This is a genomic window from Capnocytophaga sp. H2931 (assembly GCF_002302535.1).
GTDB classification, from domain to species: domain Bacteria; phylum Bacteroidota; class Bacteroidia; order Flavobacteriales; family Flavobacteriaceae; genus Capnocytophaga; species Capnocytophaga canis.
Genome location: NZ_CP022381.1, coordinates 267,935 through 288,867, shown reverse-complemented (window position 1 = coordinate 288,867; position 20,933 = coordinate 267,935). Strand labels below are relative to the sequence as shown.

The 20,933-nt window shown below is 36.0% G+C and carries 18 protein-coding genes; 13 read left to right on the top strand and 5 right to left on the bottom strand.

All coding sequences use genetic code 11. From position 1 onward, the window contains the following. Position 1 precedes the first annotated feature (1 nt). Positions 2-913 (bottom strand): bifunctional UDP-sugar hydrolase/5'-nucleotidase, encoded by a 912-nt coding sequence (locus CGC52_RS01220; RefSeq protein WP_095893203.1) that lies wholly within the window; start codon positions 911-913, stop codon positions 2-4. Between the two features lie 173 nt (positions 914-1,086). Continuing rightward, positions 1,087-1,704, bottom strand: a complete 618-nt coding sequence (locus CGC52_RS01215) for a hypothetical protein (RefSeq protein WP_095893202.1) — start codon at positions 1,702-1,704, stop codon at positions 1,087-1,089. Positions 1,705-2,238: 534 nt separating this feature from the next. Between CGC52_RS01215 and CGC52_RS01210 the strand changes: the two genes are divergently transcribed. The 6 genes from CGC52_RS01210 to prmC all read left to right on the top strand — a co-directional run bounded on the left by CGC52_RS01210 (position 2,239) and on the right by prmC (position 9,159). Beyond that, entirely contained in the window at positions 2,239-4,008 is a 1,770-nt protein-coding gene (locus CGC52_RS01210; protein ID WP_095893201.1) for a long-chain fatty acid--CoA ligase, read from the top strand. Between the two features lie 119 nt (positions 4,009-4,127). Then, a complete protein-coding gene (locus CGC52_RS01205; RefSeq protein WP_042346359.1) occupies positions 4,128-5,066 on the top strand; it encodes a bifunctional riboflavin kinase/FAD synthetase in 939 nt (312 codons plus the stop codon). A 167-nt stretch (positions 5,067-5,233) separates the two neighbouring features. Beyond that, positions 5,234-6,412, top strand: coding sequence for an acetyl-CoA C-acyltransferase (locus tag CGC52_RS01200; RefSeq protein WP_095893200.1), 1,179 nt, complete (start codon positions 5,234-5,236; stop codon positions 6,410-6,412). 21 nt (positions 6,413-6,433) lie between these two features. Next, a complete protein-coding gene (locus CGC52_RS01195; protein WP_232751827.1) occupies positions 6,434-7,360 on the top strand; it encodes a 1-aminocyclopropane-1-carboxylate deaminase/D-cysteine desulfhydrase in 927 nt (308 codons plus the stop codon). Next, positions 7,353-8,309 (top strand): glucosaminidase domain-containing protein, encoded by a 957-nt coding sequence (locus CGC52_RS01190; protein WP_095893198.1) that lies wholly within the window; start codon positions 7,353-7,355, stop codon positions 8,307-8,309. Before CGC52_RS01195 ends, CGC52_RS01190 begins: the two co-directional genes overlap by 8 nt. 4 nt (positions 8,310-8,313) lie before the next feature. Further along, positions 8,314-9,159 (top strand): peptide chain release factor N(5)-glutamine methyltransferase, encoded by an 846-nt coding sequence (gene prmC / locus CGC52_RS01185; RefSeq protein ID WP_095893197.1) that lies wholly within the window; start codon positions 8,314-8,316, stop codon positions 9,157-9,159. Between the two features lie 16 nt (positions 9,160-9,175). Here prmC and CGC52_RS01180 read toward each other — a convergent pair whose 3' ends face one another. The 3 genes from CGC52_RS01180 to metG form a co-directional block, all read right to left on the bottom strand. Further along, positions 9,176-10,000 (bottom strand): N-acetylmuramic acid 6-phosphate etherase, encoded by an 825-nt coding sequence (locus tag CGC52_RS01180; RefSeq protein ID WP_095894416.1) that lies wholly within the window; start codon positions 9,998-10,000, stop codon positions 9,176-9,178. A 124-nt stretch (positions 10,001-10,124) separates the two neighbouring features. Further along, the gene (locus CGC52_RS01175) at positions 10,125-10,370 is read right to left on the bottom strand and encodes a hypothetical protein (protein ID WP_042008417.1); all 246 of its coding nucleotides are present in this window, start codon (positions 10,368-10,370) and stop codon (positions 10,125-10,127) included. Positions 10,371-10,620: 250 nt separating this feature from the next. Next, positions 10,621-12,684, bottom strand: a complete 2,064-nt coding sequence (gene metG / locus CGC52_RS01170) for a methionine--tRNA ligase (RefSeq protein ID WP_095893196.1) — start codon at positions 12,682-12,684, stop codon at positions 10,621-10,623. A gap of 204 nt (positions 12,685-12,888) precedes the next feature. Between metG and tgt the strand changes: the two genes are divergently transcribed. From tgt to mrdA, 7 genes are all read left to right on the top strand, one after another. Beyond that, entirely contained in the window at positions 12,889-14,019 is a 1,131-nt protein-coding gene (tgt, locus tag CGC52_RS01165) for a tRNA guanosine(34) transglycosylase Tgt (RefSeq protein ID WP_095893195.1), read from the top strand. 28 nt (positions 14,020-14,047) lie between these two features. Continuing rightward, the gene (locus CGC52_RS01160; protein ID WP_042008421.1) at positions 14,048-15,127 is read left to right on the top strand and encodes an LptF/LptG family permease; all 1,080 of its coding nucleotides are present in this window, start codon (positions 14,048-14,050) and stop codon (positions 15,125-15,127) included. Positions 15,128-15,374: 247 nt separating this feature from the next. Further along, entirely contained in the window at positions 15,375-16,328 is a 954-nt protein-coding gene (locus CGC52_RS01155; protein WP_095893194.1) for an IS30 family transposase, read from the top strand. A gap of 162 nt (positions 16,329-16,490) precedes the next feature. Next, complete coding sequence (locus tag CGC52_RS01150) at positions 16,491-17,519, top strand: rod shape-determining protein (protein WP_042008422.1); 1,029 nt, start codon at positions 16,491-16,493, stop codon at positions 17,517-17,519. A 233-nt stretch (positions 17,520-17,752) separates the two neighbouring features. After that, positions 17,753-18,586 (top strand): rod shape-determining protein MreC, encoded by an 834-nt coding sequence (mreC, locus tag CGC52_RS01145; RefSeq protein ID WP_042343266.1) that lies wholly within the window; start codon positions 17,753-17,755, stop codon positions 18,584-18,586. Continuing rightward, entirely contained in the window at positions 18,579-19,085 is a 507-nt protein-coding gene (locus CGC52_RS01140) for a rod shape-determining protein MreD (protein ID WP_095893193.1), read from the top strand. The genes mreC and CGC52_RS01140 overlap by 8 nt, the downstream gene beginning before the upstream one ends. After that, positions 19,082-20,926, top strand: coding sequence for a penicillin-binding protein 2 (gene mrdA, locus CGC52_RS01135; protein ID WP_042008425.1), 1,845 nt, complete (start codon positions 19,082-19,084; stop codon positions 20,924-20,926). Before CGC52_RS01140 ends, mrdA begins: the two co-directional genes overlap by 4 nt. The last annotated feature ends 7 nt before the right edge of the window (positions 20,927-20,933 follow it).

Sequence of the window (20,933 nt, the reverse complement as noted above, 5' to 3'; positions counted from 1 at the left end):
TCTACACTTCAATACTAACTGATTTATTACCTGTATTTTTACCTTCTTCAAAGTAAAAATCAATACGTCCCAACTGAATTCCAAAGCAACCCACTTGGTTTACTAAGGTGGTGTTCCCCTTTTTGTTTGTTACTAAAGTAGGCTCAGTTAAGAACGTATGTGTATGTCCGCCTATGATGAGGTCTATATGTGACGTTTCTTCTGCAATTTTAAGGTCGTAGATTTGATTTTTTCTATCTACGTAATCATATCCTAAATGGGAAAGACAAATTACTAAGTCACATTTTTCTTCTTCTTTGAGTTTACGCTCCATGTCCAATGCGATTTCCAAAGGATCTAAATAAACAGTTTCTTTGTAATTCTGTTTGCTGACCAAATTTTCTAATTTTACCCCCAGTCCGAAAACTCCAATGCGAATACCATCAACCACATACACTTTGTAAGGATTTGTGTGTCCGTCCATTAGAGTATTTGAAAAATCGTAGTTTGAGATTAAGAAATCAAATTTAGCATGAGGCAATTGAGCGTACAGTCCATCAATTCCATTATCAAAATCATGGTTCCCAATGGTAGAGGCGTTGTATCCCATCATGGACATTAACTTAAATTCGAGTTCTCCTCCATAGAAATTGAAGTAAGGAGTTCCTTGAAAAATATCTCCAGCATCAAACAGTAATGTGTTTGGGTTTTCACGACGAATTTGTTCAACTAAATAAGCTCTTCGTGCTACGCCTCCACGATTTGGGTTCTTAGGAGCATTGGCAGGTTGTGGGTCGATATGGCTATGCGTATCGTTTGTATGTAAAATAGTGATTTTCTTTATATTATCAGGCTTCATTGCTAACGACAAACCTCCCAACCCCACAAATAAGGACGAAGCTCCCACATTGCGTATAAAAACTCTTCTCTTCATAATTTCTTTTCTTTTCTATGATTGCGATTCTGCTATTTACAATTTATTTTGTAGTTGAAAAATTTTGTGTTCTGACCAAAGTCATCTACCGCAAAGGTATGAATTTATTGTAGAAAATTCAATAAGTACTTTTGTTTTTTTTATGTTTTCTTTTTGAAAGCGTCGTTTACGGGTTATTTTTCCTTAAATCGAATGGACACTAAAAAGTAATGCGGAATGAGAAAGTGCGTACCGAAACGTTCGGGAGCAACATCTGACTGGGCAACTTCACAGTATGAGCCAGAGCCATCAGGATTGATTTTCGGGGTAATGATAGCAAAAATAGCAGTAGCTTTATTGGTGTCAGACGTAAAAAACCATTCATTTGATGAACCAAAGAAATCCTTTAAAACGTACATATCCGATTCACTTTTCAAATCAAAATATACTTTTTTACTACCAAAGCGTTCACCTCGCAAAAATCCTTTAAATTTACCGTCTGCCATTTTAAAGAAGAATGTAAGGGGCAAAGTATTGGATTGATTTCTGAAATAATCAGACTCCGAACCATCAAATAGTGTTTCTGTTCTTACAAGGTTTCCGTTTTCATACTCTGAAATTGTAACTTCATAATGTTTGCCTTTGATAGTAGCCCCGTGAAAGGTAAGGGTTTGGATGTAGATATTTTCAAAATCTAATAAAACTTGTACCTCTTTGTTTTCACTGCCATAGACGGAAGTTACTTTTATTTTTTCCTGTCCGAAAGTAATGCTTAAAAAGGCGATGCATAGTAAAAATGTAAATCTCTTCATAAAATATCTAGGTATTGTTGTATAAAGCGTTGATAGTTAAATAATAAGGTTGTGATTTTGTGAAATATAAATAACGGTAGAGTTATGCTCCACAGATTCTTAAAGCACAAATATAGTAAAAAAGGTGCCAAATCCTACAGAAAACAGAATTGTATTCGTAAAGAATTTCACTGACAATTTATATGTAACCATAATTTGTTTTGTAAAGATAGTCTACTAATGATTTACCGAAAATATTTTATTTTTTCGTTATATTGCTCAAATTAAGAAGATTATCTTCAAAAAGTGTTGTCATTTCTGGTTTGTTTTAATGTACAAATCAAATTTGAATAATCGTTTTACAAAACTTTACTAATGCTAAAATACTAATGTTATGATTGTATTGTTTTTTTATATTTCATCTGATTTATTGTTCTGTAAATCAATCAATAATAAAAAAGTTAAATCCAAATATCGACAAAAAAATGTCAAAAAAAATTGTTTTTACCACTTTTTATTGTTACTTTGCGTGTTGATTTTAAAATTTTGAGCAAAATGAATGAAGTTACCCGTTTGTTTGATATTCCGTATTATCAGCTAAAAAACTTTCCTTTGGAAGATGCTTTCGTAACAAAATACGACGGAAAATGGGAAAAAACGTCCACTGAAACCTATATTCAAAAAATAAATCAAGTTAGTCGAGGTTTGCTACGTTTAGGAGTGGAAAAAGATGATAAAATAGCAGTCATTTCATCCAATAATCGCACTGAGTGGCACGTTTTAGATATGGGTATTTTGCAAATAGGTGCTCAAAACGTACCCGTCTATCCAACTATTTCATTGGAAGATTACGAATATATCTTCAATCACGCAGAATGTAAATATTGCTTTGTTTCTGATAAACAATTGCTTGATAAAATTACCTCAATTCAAGATAAATTACCTCATTTGAAAGGGATTTACACCTTTGACACTGTTCCTTATGCACACAGTTGGAAAGAAATTTTAAACTTGGGTGTTGATGAAAGTAACCAACCCGAAGTTGAAAATTATAAAAAACAAATTCATGGAACAGATTTAGCTACCATCATATACACTTCAGGAACAACAGATCGTCCGAAAGGAGTGATGTTGTCACATAAAAACATAATTTCCAATGTGTTAAACTGTGAAGACAGGCTTCCCATAAAAGCAGGTTCTCGTTGTTTGAGTTTTTTGCCTGTATGCCATATTTTTGAACGTATGCTGACATATTTCTATCAGTATAATTTCATGCGAATTCATTTTGCTGAATCCATTGAAAAAATGGGAGAAAATATTAAGGAAGTAAAACCTCATTTGATGACAGTCGTTCCGCGTTTACTTGAAAAGGTATATGATAAGATTTATACCAAAGGTACGGAACTCTCTGGCATTAAAAAGAAATTATTTTTCTGGGCGTTGGATTTGGGCTTTGTATATAAACCTTATGGAGCGAATGGTTTTTGGTATGGTTTTAAATTGGGAATTGCTCGTAAATTGATATTCAAAAAGTGGCAGGAGGCCTTGGGGGGAGAACTGCAATTGATTGTATCGGGAAGTGCCGCATTACAAAATCGTTTAAATCGAGTATTTTGTGCTGCAGGATTGAATATCGTTGAAGGATATGGACTTACAGAAACATCTCCCGTAATTTCTGTGAATCGAAAATCAGATAAATATTTGAAAATAGGCACTGTAGGAAAACCTATCAACAATGTTGAGGTGAAAATTGCTGAAGACGGCGAAATTCTTTGTAAAGGAGACAACGTGATGTTAGGTTACTTTAAAGATCCTCAAATGACTGCACAGGCTATTGTTGATGGTTATTTCCATACAGGAGATATTGGGGAGTTGGACAAAGAAGGATTTTTAAAAATCACCGACCGTAAGAAAGAAATTTTCAAAACATCGGGAGGAAAGTACATTACGCCACAACGTATTGAAAGTCTTTTGAAACAATCCAGATTCATTGAACAAGCCATGGTGGTGGGTGAGGGAGAAAAGATGCCTGCGGCAATCATTCAATTGAATTTCCCTTTCGTAAAAGAATGGGCAAAACGTCGTGGAATTAATCTTGAAAGTAGCAATGAGGAAATAATAGCCAACAAAAAATTATTTGACCGAATTAGAAAAGAGGTTGAGCGGGCTAACGAGAATTTAGGGCAATGGGAGAAGATCAAAGTTTTTGGACTTACACCCGATGAGTGGAGCATTGACGCAGGGCATCTGACCCCAACTTTGAAACTAAAACGTCGTATTATTAAAGAAAAATATTCCGAACTTTATAAATCGTTTTACGCTTAGTTTAAAAGTTTAACGACCAACAAATAGAGTTTCACCTGAATTTCTAGCTGGTAAAGATTTTTGTATGCAAAGATAGTATACAATCTCAAGCCAACTACAAGAAAATATAACAACTGTACGTGAAAGAGATAACCGATATTTCCAAATTCAAAGCCTCCAAGGGAAGTGTTATTACCATCGGAACATTTGATGGGGTGCATTTGGGGCATCAAAAAATTATTCGAAAGTTGGTGGAAGAAGCTAACCAAAGAGATTGGTACTCAACCATTTTTACTTTTTTTCCACATCCGAGAATGGTAGTACAACACTGTAATGATTTGAAATTGATCTATACCTTGGAAGAGAAAAGTCAGAAGTTGTCTACGTTAGGTATAGACCAATTGATAACCCATCCGTTTGATGAAAAATTTTCACAAATGTCGGCTCGGGAATTTGTGGAGGAGTTTTTAGTTAAAACTCTGAATATGAAAAAAGTAGTGATTGGGTACGATCATCGCTTTGGGCGAAATCGAACAGCTGATATTGATGATATGCGTCAATTTGGAGTACAATACGGATTTGAAGTAGAAGAAATTTCAGCAAAGGAAATAAATGAAGTATCGGTTAGTTCTACCAAAATACGCGAAGCCTTAGCTCAAGGCGATGTGAAGAAAGCATGGGACTACCTTGGAAGCCCTTTTTTGATTACCGGACAAGTTGTTCACGGCATGAAACTTGGTAGGGAAATAGGTTTCCCCACAGCTAATATTCAGGTAGATTTTCCGTACAAGCTAATTCCCAAAGATGGTATTTACATCGTTTATAGCATCATCAGTGGCAAAAAGATATATGGCATGATGAGTATCGGAAAGAATCCAACTATACCAGGCAAAGAGCCTTCTATCGAAGTGTTTTTCTTTGATTTTGATAAAGATATATACGGAGAAACCCTACAAATCTATTTTTTACAATACCATCGCACTGAACAAAAATTTGATTCAATAGAAGCTTTAAAAGCTCAGTTGCAACAAGATGAAATTATTTCGAGGAAGTTTATCAGCACCTTAAAAGATTTCTAAATAATCGTTTTTTCGCAGAATTTGATTTTGTTGATATTATTACTTCAAGAATCCAAATTTTAGAAGTTCTGTATCTCTATTTTTTAAAATAAACTTTTGAAAAATAAGGTCAGTTAGCACAAGAATTTGTCTTCGTTGTTGAATGTTATGGTTAAATAAGCAACATTATGAAAGCAACCTATATTGTAAAAGCCTATCGTACGGCTGTTGGAAAAGCTCCTCGTGGATTGCTTCGTTTCAAGCGTCCGGACGAGTTAGCGGCTGAAACTATTGCCTATATGATTTCACAAATGACTGATTTTGATAAAACTATGATTGATGATGTCATTGTAGGGAGTGCTGTTCCCGAGGCAGAGCAAGGGCTAAATGTGGGAAGGATTATTTCCTTAATGGGTTTGCAGACCGACCAAGTGCCTGGGATGACCATTAATCGATATTGTGCATCGGGACTAGAAAGTGTTGCTATTGCAATGGCAAAAATTCAGTCTGGTATGGCAGACTGCATCATAGCAGGAGGGGTGGAAAGTATGAGTTATATCCCTTTTGGAGGATACCGTCCTTCACCCGATTATAAATCAGTTATGCAAGGGAATGAAGATTTCTATTGGGGAATGGGACTTACCGCCGAAAAAGTAGCTTGTCAGTTTAATATCTCGCGAGAAGATCAAGATATGTTCGCGTTTCAATCGCATCAAAAGGCAGTCAAAGCTCTGACCGAAAAACGATTTGAGGGTCAGATAGCACCTATTCAAGTAGAGGAAGTGCTACTTAGAAATGGGATTCGTACCGCACGAACATACACCTTTAAAACTGATGAAGGGCCACGTAGTGATACCTCATTAGAGGCATTAGCAAAACTAAAACCTGTTTTTGCAAAAGGAGGTAGTGTTACGGCAGGAAACTCTTCCCAAACAAGTGATGGAGCTGCTTTTTTGTTGCTGATGAGTGAGGAATTAGTCAAAAAACTGAATATTAATCCTATAGCTCGATTGATAACATATGCCGTTGCAGGTGTACCACCAAGTATTATGGGGATTGGGCCTGTTAAAGCTATTCCTAAGGCTTTGAAACAATCAGGGTTACAACTCAGTGACATTCAAATGATTGAGTTGAATGAGGCCTTCGCGGCACAAACCTTAGCAGTAATTCGAGAATTGGATTTGAATCCTGAAATTATTAATGTGAATGGAGGAGCGATAGCTTTAGGACATCCGTTAGGGTGTACGGGAGCAAAACTCTCAGTGCAACTATTTGATGAAATGAAACGCCATAACCAGAAGTATGGAATGGTTTCTATGTGTGTGGGTACAGGTCAGGGAGCAGCCGGAATTTTTGAGGTTTTTTAGGAGTTAAATATTTTCTGAAATATGATGGATATATTTTCTGACATAACTGTTGAAAATCAGCAAGTTAATTTACATTTGCCCAATGGAATTTCTTTGTATTTAAAACGAGAAGACAAAAATCATCCGTTTGTATCAGGGAATAAACTTAGGAAGTTGAAATACAATATTTTAGAAGCTAAAAAACAGCAAAAAAATACATTACTCACTTTCGGAGGAGCTTATTCCAATCATATTGCCGCTACTGCTGCTGCAGGACAGTTGATGGGATTGAAAACCATCGGTGTCATTCGTGGGGAAGAGTTGTGCGACAAAATTCATGAAAATCCAACCCTAAGATTTGCACAGCGTTGTGGTATGGAATTTCGATTTGTAACCCGAACAGAATATCGGTTAAAAGACAGCTTAGAGTTTTTAAATAATTTGTTACACAGTTATGGTACAGATGTTTATGTGTTACCAGAGGGAGGGACAAACATTCTGGCTGTACAGGGTTGTCAAGAAATTTTGATTTCCGATGATGCTTCATTTGATGTAATTTGCACAGCCGTTGGTACGGGAGGAACTATGGCAGGATTGATAAACAGCAGTTTTCCACATCAGAAGGTTTTGGGGTTTCCTGCTTTGAAAGGAAAATTTTTAGAAGAAGTCATTAAAAAATATGTTTCAAAAAACAATTGGAAGCTCATACACGATTATCATTTTGGCGGATATGCAAAGATTAACGATGATTTAATACGATTTTTGAATAACTTTAACGAAAAAACGAATATTTCTTTAGACCCAATTTATGTGGGTAAAATGATTTTTGCTATTTTTGCCCTCGCAAACCAGGGGTATTTTGAACCGAATACAAAAATACTTGCGATTCATACAGGAGGTTTGCAAGGAATTGCAGGATTTAATGAGAGGAGATTAAGGAAAAGTAAAGAAATCTTGAATTATGTTTAAAAAAATACTATTTTTGTTGGCGTTTTTGTCGATTTTAGCGTCTTGTTCTTCAAGATATTACAAAAATCCGAAAAATCCCAAAAAAGTAACTCATCGAGGACAACGTCCTATGCCTAAAAATATTGACAAGAAGACTAGAGAACTTGTCAATGAGAAATTAAAGAAATACGAAAGTTCGGAGGAAATATATCATGAAATTCCACCAGCAATGCCTGTGACAACTGCTGTAACACTCAAATATATAGAGGATTACAAAGAAATTTCAATGGTAGAAATGCAACGTTATAGAATTCCAGCAAGTATTACTTTAGCTCAAGGAATCTTAGAAAGTGCTTCAGGGCAAGGACGTTTAGCACGGTATGGCAATAATCATTTCGGAATCAAGTGTCATTCTGCTTGGAAAGGTAAAACGATTACTCATGATGATGATGAAAAGGGAGAATGTTTCCGCCGTTATAAATATGCTTTTGAATCGTTTGAAGACCATTCACAGTTTCTGGTAAATCGCAGTCGCTATGCTTCGTTGTTCACTTTAGCTATCAACGATTATGAAAAATGGGCTCATGGACTCAAAAAAGCAGGATATGCCACCGATCCTCAATATGCTCAAAAGTTGATTGCTATCATTAAGCGTTATAAACTCTATGAGTATGACAATCTTGTGATCAAGGCTGATAATCAAGGGATTGCTATTACAGACGCTTTGCGTACCCAACAGACTCAAAAAGACAGCGTTAAAGCAGTTGAACCAGTGATTCAGTCTGTAGAGACATTTGCAAAACCATCAACTGAAGGAAGTCCAGTTTACTATGTGGTACAAGCAGGGGATACGCTTTACAAAATTTCGAGAGAACAAAAAGTACCCGTTAATCAGATTATGAAACTTAATAATTTGAATGACATTACAAGTAATAATTTACAAGTAGGTCAGGAATTGAGGTTAAATTAAATCCATGAATTTCAGACAATTAAAAGAGTATCTTGTCTATAAATTAAGTGAGAAATACGAATCGAGGGAACTACAATCCCTCTATTTTCTTTTGTTAGAATTTTATACGAATTCTTCTCGAACTGAAGTACATCTGTATCCCGATAAAGATTTTTCTGTCGATGAAAAGCAGTGTATTTTGACCGCAATTGATGAACTTTTTATTGAAAAACCCATTCAATATATTTTTGGAGAAACTTTCTTCTTCGGAAATCGTTTCTTTGTAAATGAAGGTGTACTGATTCCACGGCAGGAAACCGAGGAGTTGGTAGCTTGGATTCTTGATGAAACCTCTGAAAATCAACAATACAATATATTGGATATAGGGTGTGGCAGTGGGTGTATTTCTATTTCAATTGCTAAAGAAAGACCTGCTTCAAAGATTAGTGCCTTGGATATTTCACAAAAGGCTCTTAGTATAGCTCAAAAAAATGCAGTAGAAAATGGAGTCTCTGTCCGTTTTATACATCAAGATATTTTACAAACAGACACCCTGTTACATACATACGACATTATCGTGTCGAACCCCCCATATGTTCGCAATTTGGAAAAACAAGAAATGAAGCAAAATGTATTGGGTTATGAACCTCATTTGGCTTTGTTTGTAAGCGATGAAAATCCACTTATCTTCTACGAGAAAATAGCTGATTTGGCTCAGAAATCACTAGCCCCCAAGGGAAAACTTTTTTTTGAAATTAATCAATATTTAGGAATTGAGACTGTTAACATGTTATATGCCAAAGGCTTTTCCGAGGTTCAATTGCGTAACGATTTGCATGGCAATCCAAGGATGATAAAGGCTATGTTATAGCTTTTTTTCGTAACAGTTAATATAGTTGTTTGCGGTATGCGTCTATTGCTTTTTTTACTGAACCATTTTCTTTTAAAAGTTGTTCAGCAATGGGGTAATCTATTTGGAGTTCATCCATAACAAATCGGATACCTCTATCCACTAATTTGTGGTTGTTTAATTGCATATTGACCATTTTATTACCTTTCACTCGACCAATTTTAATCATAAGAGCGGTTGAGATCATGTTAAGTACTAACTTTTGAGAAGTACCACTTTTCATTCGAGTGCTTCCTGTGACAAATTCAGCACCTACATTTATTTCGATAGGAATATCGACCTCTTTGGAAAGCGGAGCGTTTGGATTATTGATTATACAAGCTGTGAGCAATCCATTTTTACGGGCTTCTCGTACGCCACCAATCACGTAAGGAGTACTTCCAGAAGCAGCTATACCAATTACACAATCGTTTGGAGTAGGGGAGTATGGAGTAATGTCTTTCCAAGCCTGTAAAGGATCGTCTTCAGCAAATTCGACAGCTTTTCGGATAGCGGAGTCGCCACCTGCAATAAGTCCTATTATTCGATCGTGGGGCATTCCGTAGGTTGGAGGTATTTCAGAGGCATCAAGGATTCCAAGGCGTCCGCTGGTTCCTGCTCCAATGTAAAAAAGCCGTCCGCCTTGTTCAAAACGAGGAATTAGGGCGGTCACTAATTTTTCAATTTGAGGAATGGCTAAAGCAACCATTTCGGGTACTTTTCGGTCTTCGTTATTCATGTTATGGAGCAAAGAATTGACGTCCATTTCTTCAAGATTATCATAAGCCGAAGTCTCCTCCGTAATTTTTCGATATAAACTCATTGAGGTTCCATTTTGTATGGCAAATATAGGAATAAATTTAGCAAAATAGAAAATTATGTAAAAAGAAAAAGCCACTCTTAAAGAGTAGCTTTTCTAAAAAATCAGTCTATTTAATATGAACAAATTATGCTTTTGCTCCTGGAGCCCATGACGAGCATAACATTTCAGCAGATGCTTTTGCTGGATGGGCGCACTGTGCAGTCTTGAAACGAACGCATGTACCACAACTGATAGCATCTTTCGCTGCTACTGTCATATCGAAGCTGTCACAAGTATATTTAGCTTCTACTTTTGTATGGTGAACACTACATACATTATTTTCCTGTAAATTTTGGCAGTTTACACAACCGTTTGTCAATCTGATAGCCATAACCTTTTATTTTTTAATTCAACATTATTTTAACTTCTAAACTCTGATGCAAAGGTACGATGAAATGAATATAGAAACAATTTAAATAACTGAAAATGAGTTATATGTATTTAGATTGTTTACAGTTAAAACTTATTTATAAAAGGTATAAATTAAACTAAGTTCGAAACTCAATGTGTTTGTGATAATTAGATTTGATGCATTTTCTTTTATCTCTGATTAACGAGGATACGAACGTTGAGTTTCTAAACTATTTCACAGGCGTTCCATTGGAAATTTGATCCGCATCAGGGTTTAGGAATACAAATTGTCCTGTTGTATTTTCAACCATTAAAATCATTCCTTGGCTTTCTACACCACGCAATTTTCTTGGAGCTAAGTTAACCAAAACGGTTACTTTCTTGCCGATAATATCTTGTGGATTGAAACTTGTGGCGATTCCAGAAACGATGGTACGAACATCAATTCCTGTGTCTACTTTTAAAATTAATAATTTGTCAGCTTTAGGCATTTTTTCTGCCTCTAAAATAGTTCCGATACGGATGTCCATTTTTGCAAAATCTTCGTATGAAATCAATTCTTTTTGAGGTTCAATATTGCCTACAACTTGTGCTTTATTTGCTGATTTCGTAGCTTCCAAACGGGCTAATTGTTTTTCAATAGCATCATCTTCAATCTTTTCAAATAACAAAGCAGATTTCCCTAACGTGTGATTAGCAGGAATGATATGTTGATCTATTTCGATACTGTTCCATGTTGGTTTTGTCTGTAAATTGTTAAAGTTAAGCATGTTGCATAGTTTTTCAGCTGTAAAAGGCAAAAAAGGTTCACTTAAGACAGCTAAAGCTCCTGCAACTTGCAAAGCGATATACATTTGTGTTTTTACACGCTCAGGATTCTCTTTGATAAGTTTCCAAGGTTCTTCATCAGCGAGATATTTGTTTCCCAAACGAGCTAAATTCATCAACTCTTGTGATGCCTCACGGAAGCGATAGGATTCCAAAGAGTTAGATATTATGTTCGGGAATTCTTTTAACGTAGCTAATACCTGTAAATCTGTGTTCGAAAATTCATTTGGTGTTGGTACATTTCCGTTGTAATATTTTTGTGTTAAAACCATCACTCTATTTATGAAATTTCCGTAAATAGCTACTAATTCATTATTATTTCGTGCTTGAAAATCCTTCCAAGTGAAGTCGTTATCTTTGGTTTCAGGTGCATTGGCTGTTAAAACATAACGCAATACATCTTGCTGATTTGGAAAGTCTTGCAGATACTCATGTAGCCAAACAGCCCAGTTTTTAGATGTAGAAAGTTTATCGCCTTCTAAATTTAAAAATTCGTTGGCAGGTACGTTTTCGGGCAAAATATACGATCCTTCGGCTTTCAACATGGCAGGGAAAATGATACAATGGAATACGATATTGTCTTTACCAATGAAATGGACTAATTTTGTGTCTTTATCTTTCCAATAGGGTTTCCAGTCTTTACCTTCTCGTTCTGCCCATTCAATGGTTGAAGAGATGTAGCCGATGGGAGCATCGAACCAAACGTAAAGTACTTTACCTTCAGCACCTTCCACGGGGACCGGAATTCCCCAGTCGAGGTCGCGTGTGACTGCACGTGGTTTCAACTCATCGTCTAACCAACTTTTTACTTGTCCGTAAACGTTTGGCTTCCAGTCTTTTTTATGACCTTTCAAAATCCATTCTTCGATGAATTTTTGGTATTTGTTCAAGGGTAAAAACCAGTGTTTGGTTTCACGCATGGTAGGAGTAGTACCTGTGATAGATGATTTTGGATTGATTAAGTCTGTGGCATTTAAGGAACTACCACATTTTTCACATTGATCACCATACGCCTCAGGATTGTTGCATTTTGGGCAAGTGCCTATCACAAAACGGTCAGCTAAGAATTGCTGTGCTTTTTCGTCATAGAGTTGTTGTGATACTTCCTCTATAAAATCATTTTGGTCATAGAGTTTTTTGAAAAAATCAGCCGCTGTTTTGTGGTGTATGGGTAGGGAAGTTCGGGAATAATTGTCGAATGAAATTCCGAAATCTTCAAAAGATTGTTTGATGATAGCATGATATTTGTCGATAACTTCTTGTGGAGTGATTCCCTCTTTTTTTGCTTTAATAGAGATAGCTACACCGTGCTCATCGCTTCCGCAAATGAAGGCTACATCGTTGTTTTTCAGACGTTGATAACGTGCGTAGATGTCCGAAGGAACGTATACTCCTGCTAAATGTCCGATATGAATGGGGCCATTGGTGTAGGGCAATGCCGCTGTGATTGTAATTCTTTTTGCCATGTTTCTTTTGAATATAACTATGAGTTGGCAAAGATAGTGTATATTTAAAAATAGTCAAAAAATATTTTTCTGATAAAGATCACTTAGATTCAACCCTCAAGCATATTTTTTTACATTTAATTTTCGCATTTCGTAATTGATTTCGTATTTTTGCCGAATTGAACTCATTTTAAAAAAGTTGTAAGCCTTGACTTACGAGAAAATATGCAATTTGAATTACTAAAAACAGACGAAAAAACGAAGGCTCGAGCAGGAAAAATCACCACAGACCATGGAGTGATTGAAACCCCTATATTTATGCCAGTAGGTACAGTAGCATCGGTGAAAGGGGTGCATCAGCGAGAACTCAAAGAGGACATCAATCCGGATATTATTTTAGGAAACACCTACCATCTGTATTTACGTCCGCAAACTGCGATTTTAGAAAAAGCAGGGGGCTTACATAAGTTCATGAATTGGGACAGAAATATTCTAACCGATAGCGGGGGGTATCAGGTCTATTCTTTGGCGGCTAACCGAAAAATTAAAGAAGAGGGTGTAAAATTTAAAAGTCATATTGATGGGTCATACCATTTTTTTTCACCCGAAAATGTGATGGAAATTCAGCGCAGTATTGGAGCAGATATCATTATGGCATTTGATGAATGTACTCCCTATCCTTGTGATTATCAATATGCAAAACGTTCATTGGCGATGACGCATCGTTGGCTTGACCGCTGTATTTCTCATTTGGAAAAAGTACCTCCCAAATATGGCTATTCTCAGAGTTTATTCCCCATTGTACAAGGTTCGGTGTATAAAGATTTACGCCAACAATCAGCGGAATACATTGCCTCCAAAGGAGCCGACGGAAATGCGATTGGCGGATTGTCCGTAGGGGAACCTGCGGAGGAAATGTATGCAATGACCGAAGTAGTTTGTGATATTCTCCCTAAGGATAAGCCTCGCTATTTGATGGGAGTAGGAACTCCTATCAATATATTAGAAAACATATCGTTAGGGGTTGATATGTTCGATTGTGTGATGCCAACGCGGAATGCTCGAAATGGTATGCTTTTTACCTCACAAGGGGTTATTAATATCAAAAATAAAAAATGGGAAGATGATTTTTCACCCATTGATCCTGATGGACATACGTTTGTGGATGTGCAGTATACCAAAGCCTATTTGCGACATCTTTTTGCTGCCAATGAATATCTTGGTAAACAAATTGCTTCGATTCACAACTTAGGATTTTACCTTTGGTTAGTTCGAGAAGCCAGACGACGCATCTTGGCCGGTGATTTCAGCATTTGGAAAGAACAAATGATACGACAAATGAGTACCCGCTTGTAAGTATGGTTATTATTGAAATAAAATGAGTATGAAGATATTAGATTGGTACATATTAAAACGCTATTTAGCCACATTTTTTACGCTTATCATTCTTTTTATTCCTATTGGAATTGTAGTGGATTTGTCGGAAAAAGTGGATAAGATGATAAGTCGGAATGCACCTATTGACGAAATTTTGATTTATTACGCAAGTTTTACTATCTATTTTGCCAACATTTTATTTCCAATTTTCTTATTTTTATCTATCATATGGTTTACCTCCAAGTTAGCTAATAACACTGAAATTATTGCAATACTTGGTTCAGGAATTTCATTCAATCGATTTTTGAAGCCTTATCTCATCGGAGCTACAATCATTTCGATCATTGTTTTCTTTATGGGGATGTTCATAACTCCTGCAGCCAGTAAGATTTATAATGAGTTCTACGATAAATATTTAGGAAGTAAGAATACTACCAGTGTGACTGATTTGTACAACCAGTTCTCCGAAAATGACTATCTCTACGTGAGTTCATTCAACTATGAAACCAAAACAGGATATAACTTTTCAGTAGAGCATTTTGACGGAGTACACTTGAAACACAAAATTATGGCACAATCCATTAAGTGGATCGAAAATGACAGTGTAAAAACATATCGTTTAACGGATTACGTCAAAAGAACACTCACTGAACAAGGGGAGATTTTAGAAAAAAGATATGAGCTTGACACCTTGTTTGCTTTTACTATTGACGATTTGATGCCTGTTGAATATGCTGCTGAAAGCAAAAATATTTTTGAACTTGACAAATTTATTGAACGAGAAAAAATGAAGGGTTCTCCTAATATAAATCTTTATTTATTAACGAAATATCGTCGTTGGGGATTGATGTTTACGGCATTCATCCTTACGTTTATTGGAGTAGCGGTTTCTTCTGTAAAACGCAGAGGGGGAATGGGAGCAAACTTAGCGTTTGGAATCGCTATTGGATTTATATTTATATTTTTTGATCGTGTTTTTGGAACACTTGCCGAAACCTCGGGAATATCCCCATTGACAGCAGTCATCATCCCAAATGCGATTTTTTTAGCATTAGCATTATATTTACTTAGGACTATAAAGCATTAATAATTAAATAGATATGAAGTGATGAACTTTAAATTATATCGTAAAAATGATGTGGATTATTTGAACAACTTTTTTAGTATATGATTTATGCCGTTCTTTTTACTTAAATTCCATTAGTAAGTGCAATTTTTTGGGATCGTTTTTCTCTCTTTTTTCTTTGGGCTAGCCCAAAGAAAAAAGAGAGAAAGTAAAAAAACTTTCTCCCTTCAAAAAAATGTTATTTCTTTGTCAAATAACCAATAAGACAATGAAATATAAACATTTAACTTTGGAGCAAAGATACGAAATAAAAGCATATCTTAAATGTAATAAATCACAAAAATTTATTGCTCAGCAAATGGGCGTGTCAGAAAGCACCATCAGTAGGGAGCTTAAGAGGAACAAACTCAAAAGAGGGGGGTATAACCCTCAAAACGCTCAGGAACAAGCCAATATTCGCAAGGAAAGATTTGCCGTAAACAGGAAGTTTACCCCAAAGGTAGCAGCTTTTGTAGAAGAGAAAATAAGGCGGGAACAGTGGTCTCCTCAGCAAATCGTAGGTTACTGTAAAAAGCACGAAATAAGTATGGTAAGTACTGAAAAGATTTATCAATATATCCGAGAAGACAAGGAAAAAGGAGGAGATTTATATCAATATTTAAGACATAAGTTAAAACATCGAAAACGCCCCGTTTCAGGCAAAAAAGAAGTGATAAAAAACCGAAAACCAATTCGTTTACGCCCTGAAATCGTTTTGACTAATGAAGAATTTGGACATTTTGAGGTAGATTTAATCGTGGGGGCAGAACATAAAGGAGCGATTCTGACGATTGTAGAAAGAAAAACAAAATTTCTAATAATGAGGAAGTTAAGTGGTAAAAATGCAAAAAGTTTAGCCAAAGCAATGATATACGCTTTGCTTCCGTATAAAGATTATGTGAAAACCATTACCAGTGATAATGGATTAGAGTTTTCTGAACATGAGTATATTAGCAAGAAATTAAGTTGTGATTTTTATTTTGCCAATCCGTATTGTTCTTGGGAGCGAGGATTGAGTGAAAATACCAACAAACTTGTACGACAATATATCCCTAAGGGTACTTATTTTGAGAGAATTAGCAAAGAGAAGATTAAAGAAATTCAACATAAAATTAACCGAAGACCGAGATTAACATTAGATTTTGAAGAACCTAAAAATTTATTTTATAAATTCGTGGCATAAAAAATTGCACTTGGGGGTTGAATCTAAGTTATATGATTTTCACCATATTTATTTGCAGAACCCCTTTTTTTTCCTTAAACTTGCAGTCTAATTTCACAAAAAATGCTTACCTTTGTAGGGTATTGATATATAAAAAAATAAAGTAATACACATAAGATAAATATGGGCTTTTTTGATTTCTTAACAGAAGAAATAGCGATAGATTTAGGAACAGCGAATACGTTAATTATCCACAATGACAAGGTCGTGGTTGATAGTCCCTCAATAGTGGCACAAGATCGAACCACCAGCAAAATCATCGCTGTGGGTAAAGAAGCACGATTGATGCAAGGAAAAACGCATCCCAATATTAAGACTATACGTCCGTTGAAGGATGGAGTTATTGCTGATTTCGACGCATCAGAACAGATGATTAGTATGCTCATACGTAGTATTCCTGCATTGAAAAAACGTTTTTTTTCACCTTCGTTGCGTATGGTAGTTTGTATTCCCTCGGGGATTACAGAGGTGGAAACCCGTGCTGTACGCGAATCTTGTGAGCGCGTGAACGGAAAAGATATTTATTTGATTCATGAACCTATGGCAGCCGCTATTGGTATTGGGTTGGATATTATGCAACCCAAAGGAAATATGATTATAGATATTGGAGGGGGAACTACAGAAATTGCTGTAATTGCTTTAGGGGGAATTGTCTGTGATAAATCAGTGAAAATTGCAGGGGATATTTTTAATTCTGATATCGTGCATTACATGCGTACGCAGCACAACTTATATGTAGGGGAAAGTACGGCTGAGAATATCAAAATCACCATTGGAGCAGCCACTGAAGATTTAGAATCTCCCCCTGATGATTTGAGTGTGCAAGGTCGTGATTTGCTAACAGGAAAGCCAAAACAGGTACAAGTATCCTACCGTGAGATGGTTAAGGCTTTGGATAAATCCATCTTGCGTATTGAGGATTCGATTATGGAAACCCTTTCGCAAACGCCTCCAGAGTTAGCAGCTGATATTTACAACACAGGAATTTATATGGCAGGTGGTGGAGCGATGCTTCGTGGTTTGGACAAGCGTATTTCACTCAAAACGGATTTGCCTGTGTATGTTGCAGAAGACCCGTTGCGTGCCGTAGTTCGTGGAACGGGAATTACGCTTAAAAATATCAATAAATTTAGAAGTATTCTCTTGAAATAGTAAATGAGGTTCCGTGAATCTATATTTCATATAGAGATGAAAGTTTTGTTTTTCAGCAGGAATTTATTGTTTTGAATATATCCTGCTGATATGCAAATATAAATGAAGGAAATTTGTCTGAGTTTTTGTTCTTGGTGAGCGTTCGCCATTGGAGTATAACATTGTCTCTGGCAAGTTACGTCTAATGTAAAATCAAATAAACAATCAAATAAATTTTATATTTTTACGAAATTATGCAACAAATCATTTTGTTTTTTATACGTAAGAAAAATTTTTTCATGTTTTTGTTGCTTTTTTCTTTTTCTATATCATTGATTTTCAGGGATAATTTTTATCCCCAAAGTAAATTCATCAATTCAGCAAATGCTGTTTCTGGTACATTCTATCGATTTACAAATTATTGGCGTCAGTATTTTGATCTGCGTACTCAGAATGAAATGCTTAGCGAAGAAAATAGAGAACTTCGTAGACAATTGTTGGCAATGCAACAGTACGAAAGTCGTTATGTTTTTATGGATTCACTGCAGTTTTTTGATTCTTTGAAATATGAAGTTAGAAAGGCTAATGTAATCAGGAATAGCTTTTTACATAGTAAAAACTACATGACCATTGACAGAGGAGCGAAAGATGGCATTACCCAAGATATGGGAGTTATCTCTTCTAAAGGAATTGTTGGAATCATTGAAAATACGGGAAACCGTTTTTCGACCGTGCAAAGTGTTTTGAATACCAAATCAGCATTAAATGCTATGGTTAAGAACTCAGGACATTTTGGTTCTTTGAAATGGAACGGAGATAGAATTAATGTTGTGCAATTAGTTGATATACCAAATATTGCACCTATTCAAGAAGGAGATACTGTTATAACGGGAGGAATGTCAAACATTTTTCCAAAAGGGATTCCCGTAGGGAAAATTGTAGCTATTAACAGAAGTCAGATGGACAATTCATATGTGATTGATGTGGAACTTTTCACCGATATGGCAAAGATTGATTTTGTGTATATCATTGAAAATAAGGATAAACAAGAGATTCATAATTTAGAAAACCAGATCTCCTATGAATAATATTTTTATAAAGAATACTGTATTGTTTGTCGTGCTACTGCTATTGCAGGTTCTTATTTTTAATAATATTAGTTATTGGGGGTATGTTAATCCGATGGTCTATCTGTTGTTTATCATTTTATCTCCTTATCGAGAAAACAGAGTTCCTTTTCTGTTTGCATCTTTTCTATTAGGATTGTGTGTAGATATTTTTTCTAACACAGGAGGTTTGCATGCAGCAAGTAGTGTGTTTGTAGCCTATTTTAGGTCAGGTATTTTAACTTTGGTTTTTGGGAAAAATCTAGACTATCAAGAAATAAAATTACAACAGCATCCATTTACAAAGGTGCTTGTTTACGTAGTTTTATTGGTTATATTACACCATATTTTATTTTATTTTCTCGAAATTTTTAATTTTAATCATTTGCTTACTACTTTTGCGAGGATTGGTGTGGCTTCTTTCTTCACAATGGTTGTTTGCTTGCTGTTTATTTACATATTTAGCAATACGAAAAAATGAGAAAATATTTACTTTTTTTCGCTATAATTTTGACTGGTATTATCTTTTCATTGCGATTGATTTATCTACAGGTTATCGCCTTCAATGAAGATGCGCGTCCTGATGCGGATGTGGCGATTGAGGTGGTTTATGACTATCCAGAAAGAGGCTATATCTATGATAGAAATGGAGAGCTATTGGTATCGAATCAACCTGCTTATGATGTGATGGTTATCCCCAACGAGGTAAGACGTATTGATACCTTGGAACTATGTAATTTGCTGTCAATCAACAAAGAAGTTTTTGAAGAACGTTTGAAAAAGGCTAAAAAATATTCCTATCGAAAACCTTCCGTTTTAGTAAATCAATTATCAAAAGCTGACTATGCAGTTTTGCAAGAAAAATTGCGAAAGTTTGACGGGTTCTATATCCAGAAACGAGCCTTACGACACTATTTGACTCATAATGCAGGGAATGTTCTAGGGTACATCAGTGAGGTAAACGAATGGGAATTGAAAGAAAATTCATATTATCTTTCGGGGGAACTTATTGGTAGACAAGGTGTTGAAAAACAGTATGAGACTTTTTTACGAGGAGAAAAAGGAGTGCGTTACTTCCAAAAAGACAGACATAATCGTCAAATAAGTAGTTATAAGAATGGCGCTCTTGATACGCTTCCTGTGATGGGACAAGCATTGCAATTGACCATCGACATTCATTTACAGGCGTATGGAGAACAGCTCATGCAAAACAAGAGAGGTGGCGTTGTCGCTATTGAGCCTCAAACGGGTGAAATCTTAGCGTTGGTTTCTGCTCCGTCATTCGACCCTAATTTATTGGTGGGACGGCAACGTTCCAAAAATTATACAGCTTTATACCAAGATTCTATTGCTAAGCCTTTGTATGACAGAGCTTTATTGGCTGAATATCCACCAGCTTCACCCTTTAAAGTAGTGAACGCTTTGATTGCTTTACAGGAAGGAGTGATTGATCCAAACACCCGATTCAGTTGTGGTGGTGGCTATCACTATGGAAATCGTGTGATGCGTTGCCATTGTGGTCGTTCAAGTAATGATTTGTATCACGGAATTGCATTTTCATGTAATTCCTATTTTGCCAATTCTTATCGGCGTTCGATTGAAAAATACCCTAAAACAGCTATTGGGATGGATGCTTGGGCGAATCATCTCAAAAGTTTTGGTTTAGGAGGTTTTTTGGGGAGCGATTTTCCCATCGGTCGTCCAGGAAAAGTACCTGACGCATCCGTTTACGACAGGGCGTATGGGGTAGGTCGATGGACTAGTTCGAATAACGTTTCCAACTCAATTGGGCAAGGAGAATTGCTTACCACTCCAATTCAGTTGGCAAATGTGATGGCTATTGTGGCTAATCGTGGTTATTTTTACACACCTCACATAGTGAAGAAAATAAATGGTCAGGTAACTCCTTTTGAACAGTTTACTAAACCTAAACATACCACTATAGACGAAAAACACTTTGAACCTATTATTCAAGGGATGAATATGACCTATAATTATGGAACGGCACGAGGTACTGTCATTGAAGGGGTAGATGTAGCAGCAAAAACAGGAACAGCTGAGAACTTTATCCGAATCAATGGAGTACGCACAAAACTTGAAGATCATTCCATTTTCGTAGCATTCGCACCTTTAGAAAATCCTAAAATAGCCATAGCTGTGTTTGTTGAAAATGGTTCGTTTGGTTCACGCATCGCAGGGCCAGTAGCTTCTTTGATGATTGAAAAATATCTCAATGGTGAAGTGAAGCGTACTGACTTGGAAAAGCGTATGTTCGAACGAAGTTTGGAAAGTGAATATGCTAAGCAGTTGAAAAAAGATTAAGAATGTA

What these genes read in the sequence shown, in the direction of transcription:
- CGC52_RS01175 (WP_042008417.1), bottom strand. Translation starts at nt 10,370, where the DNA reads ATGGCTATCAGATTGACAAACGGTTGTGTAAACTGCCAAAATTTACAG.
- CGC52_RS01160 (WP_042008421.1), top strand. Translation starts at nt 14,048, where the DNA reads ATGAAGATATTAGATTGGTACATATTAAAACGCTATTTAGCCACATTT.
- CGC52_RS01200 (WP_095893200.1), top strand. Translation starts at nt 5,234, where the DNA reads ATGAAAGCAACCTATATTGTAAAAGCCTATCGTACGGCTGTTGGAAAA.
- mreC (WP_042343266.1), top strand. Translation starts at nt 17,753, where the DNA reads ATGCAACAAATCATTTTGTTTTTTATACGTAAGAAAAATTTTTTCATG.
- CGC52_RS01210 (WP_095893201.1), top strand. Translation starts at nt 2,239, where the DNA reads ATGAATGAAGTTACCCGTTTGTTTGATATTCCGTATTATCAGCTAAAA.
- prmC (WP_095893197.1), top strand. Translation starts at nt 8,314, where the DNA reads ATGAATTTCAGACAATTAAAAGAGTATCTTGTCTATAAATTAAGTGAG.
- CGC52_RS01180 (WP_095894416.1), bottom strand. Translation starts at nt 10,000, where the DNA reads ATGAGTTTATATCGAAAAATTACGGAGGAGACTTCGGCTTATGATAAT.
- tgt (WP_095893195.1), top strand. Translation starts at nt 12,889, where the DNA reads ATGCAATTTGAATTACTAAAAACAGACGAAAAAACGAAGGCTCGAGCA.
- CGC52_RS01155 (WP_095893194.1), top strand. Translation starts at nt 15,375, where the DNA reads ATGAAATATAAACATTTAACTTTGGAGCAAAGATACGAAATAAAAGCA.
- mrdA (WP_042008425.1), top strand. Translation starts at nt 19,082, where the DNA reads ATGAGAAAATATTTACTTTTTTTCGCTATAATTTTGACTGGTATTATC.
- CGC52_RS01190 (WP_095893198.1), top strand. Translation starts at nt 7,353, where the DNA reads ATGTTTAAAAAAATACTATTTTTGTTGGCGTTTTTGTCGATTTTAGCG.
- CGC52_RS01195 (WP_232751827.1), top strand. Translation starts at nt 6,434, where the DNA reads ATGATGGATATATTTTCTGACATAACTGTTGAAAATCAGCAAGTTAAT.
- CGC52_RS01150 (WP_042008422.1), top strand. Translation starts at nt 16,491, where the DNA reads ATGGGCTTTTTTGATTTCTTAACAGAAGAAATAGCGATAGATTTAGGA.
- metG (WP_095893196.1), bottom strand. Translation starts at nt 12,684, where the DNA reads ATGGCAAAAAGAATTACAATCACAGCGGCATTGCCCTACACCAATGGC.
- CGC52_RS01215 (WP_095893202.1), bottom strand. Translation starts at nt 1,704, where the DNA reads ATGAAGAGATTTACATTTTTACTATGCATCGCCTTTTTAAGCATTACT.
- CGC52_RS01140 (WP_095893193.1), top strand. Translation starts at nt 18,579, where the DNA reads ATGAATAATATTTTTATAAAGAATACTGTATTGTTTGTCGTGCTACTG.
- CGC52_RS01220 (WP_095893203.1), bottom strand. Translation starts at nt 913, where the DNA reads ATGAAGAGAAGAGTTTTTATACGCAATGTGGGAGCTTCGTCCTTATTT.